The sequence below is a fragment of the Mesorhizobium sp. M7A.F.Ca.CA.004.12.1.1 genome, assembly GCF_003997835.1.
Taxonomy (GTDB): domain Bacteria; phylum Pseudomonadota; class Alphaproteobacteria; order Rhizobiales; family Rhizobiaceae; genus Mesorhizobium.
In genome coordinates this window covers 1-1896 of record NZ_RZRK01001012.1, presented here as the reverse complement: position 1 = coordinate 1896, position 1896 = coordinate 1, and the positions used below count along the sequence as shown (strand labels likewise).

Sequence of the window (1896 nt, the reverse complement as noted above, 5' to 3'; positions counted from 1 at the left end):
CGCGCATATGGCCGAGCGCTGGGCGTAGAGGCGCCTGGCCGCAAGCGACAGGCTGTCGTCGAGTTCGCCCATGCGGATCGCCAGGTCGATGCCCTCCTCGATCAGGTCGACGCGGCGGTCATTGAAGGAGACTTCCACCGTCAGGTCCGGAAATTTCTTCGAAATCTCGAACAGCACGGGGGCGACGCAGCGTCGGCCGAAGGCCAGCGGCACGTCGATCCGAAGCCGGCCAGACGGGACCTGACGGCGCGAGGCAAGCAGCGACTGTGCGGCTTCGATCTCGGCAAGGGCCCGGACGCAGGCTTCATAATAGCTGACGCCTTCGCTGGTCGGGCTGAGGCTGCGGGTGGTGCGGTTCAGCAAGCGGACGCCGAGTCTCTGCTCCAGCTGCGCGATCGATTTGCCGATCGCCGACTTCGTCACATGCAGCCGCTCGCCGGCGCTGGTGAAGCTGCCGGCCTCCACCGCCTGAACAAACGCGACGATGCCTTGCAGGTCGGCCGTTTCCATGGCGATTTCCTATTGTCGACTTTTAATCCGCAATCAGTGTCAAATTATACCGCACGGAAGCACTATTTTCTATAGTCGAAAGGCATAAATGTCTCGCCTGGCATCAACGCACGGAGCGCGACACGACATGAGCACCCCAATCAACAGATCCTGGCAGATGAGCGGTTTTGGCCTGTCGAGGCTAAGCCAGGTGGAAGGCAAGGTGCCCGAGCCAGGGCCGCACGATTTGCTGGTGCGGACCAAGGCCGTGTCGCTCAACTACAAGGACAAGATGATCGTAGACGGCGTGCTGATCCCAGACCTTGCCTTTCCCTTCGTGCCGACATCCGACGCGGTGGGTGAAGTGGTGGCCGTCGGCAGTGCGGTCAGCCGCTTTCAGGTCGGCCAGCGCGTGCTCGGCCAGGTGATCGCCGATTGGCCGGATGGCGACGCACCGCCGGTGCTGCATAAGCACACGCTGGGGTCGTCGCTGTCGGGCATGCTTTCCGACCATGTCATTCTCGGCGAGGACGCCGCGGTGCTGGCGCCGCCATCGCTCGGCGATTTCGAGGCCGCGACATTGCCGATCGCGGCGCTGACGGCCTGGTTCGCCATGGCCGAAGCGACCAGACCGGTGCCGGGCCAGACCATTCTGATCCAGGGCACCGGCGGCGTGTCGCTGTTTGCGCTGCAGTTCGCCACCGCGTTCGGCCTGCGCGCCATCGTCACCTCAAGCAGCGATGAAAAGCTTGAGCGGGCGAGAAAGCTCGGCGCCTGGCAAGGGATCAACTACCGCACGCAACCGGCCTGGGATGAGGCCGTGCGTGAGCTGACGAATGGGCTGGGCGTCAACCACGTGCTGGAAATGGTCGGCGGCGACAATGCACGGCGATCGCTGAATGCGCTCGCCGCCGACGGTCGGCTGTCGATCATCGGCCTGTTGGGCGCGATGGAGCTCAGCTTCCCTATCATGCCCTTCATGCGCAACCGCATCACCGTGCAGGGCCTGTCGGTTGGCCATCGCCGCGCCTTCGAACGTATGAATCAGGCGATCGAGGCGCTGGCGATCAAGCCGGTCATCGACAAGCTCTTTGGCTTCGACGAGGTGCCGCAAGCCTTGCAGCATCTGGAGAAAGGGCCGTTCGGCAAGATCGTGATCACCACGAACTGACTTTTGCGATGGTCAGGGCAACTGCTTCAACACGCCGACAATTGCCTCGCCATCCGTGAAATAGGGATCGCCGCCGCCATTGCGTCCCGTACTGGTGGCGCCGACGCCCGATATATCGCTGGTCGAGATCAGCGTGCCGGCGGTGGCCAGGTCGCGCATCAGGAAATCGCGCTCGGCGTCGATGTCGGGGCCGATATGGTGGGTGACGGCGCCGGTGTCGTGGCTGAGGCCGACGC

Annotated in this window: 3 protein-coding genes; 1 reads left to right on the top strand and 2 read right to left on the bottom strand. The window is 63.8% G+C overall.

Translation table 11 applies throughout. From position 1 onward, the window contains the following. Window positions 1–510 (bottom strand): LysR family transcriptional regulator (locus tag EN984_RS32965; protein ID WP_127384283.1); only part of this gene is annotated, 510 nt, incomplete at its 3' end. A 127-nt stretch (window positions 511–637) separates the two neighbouring features. On the opposite strand from EN984_RS32965, the gene EN984_RS32960 reads away from it, so the two are divergent. Then, a complete protein-coding gene (locus tag EN984_RS32960) occupies window positions 638–1660 on the top strand; it encodes an NAD(P)-dependent alcohol dehydrogenase (RefSeq protein WP_127270043.1) in 1023 nt (340 codons plus the stop codon). Window positions 1661–1672: 12 nt separating this feature from the next. On the opposite strand, the gene EN984_RS32955 is transcribed toward EN984_RS32960, so the two are convergent. Continuing rightward, on the bottom strand, window positions 1673–1896 hold a 224-nt coding region (locus EN984_RS32955), incomplete at its 5' end, for an LssY C-terminal domain-containing protein (RefSeq protein ID WP_206517541.1).

Excerpts from the sequence above, each read along its gene's own strand:
- EN984_RS32960 (WP_127270043.1), top strand. The coding sequence starts at position 638 with ATGAGCACCCCAATCAACAGATCCTGGCAGATGAGCGGTTTTGGCCTG.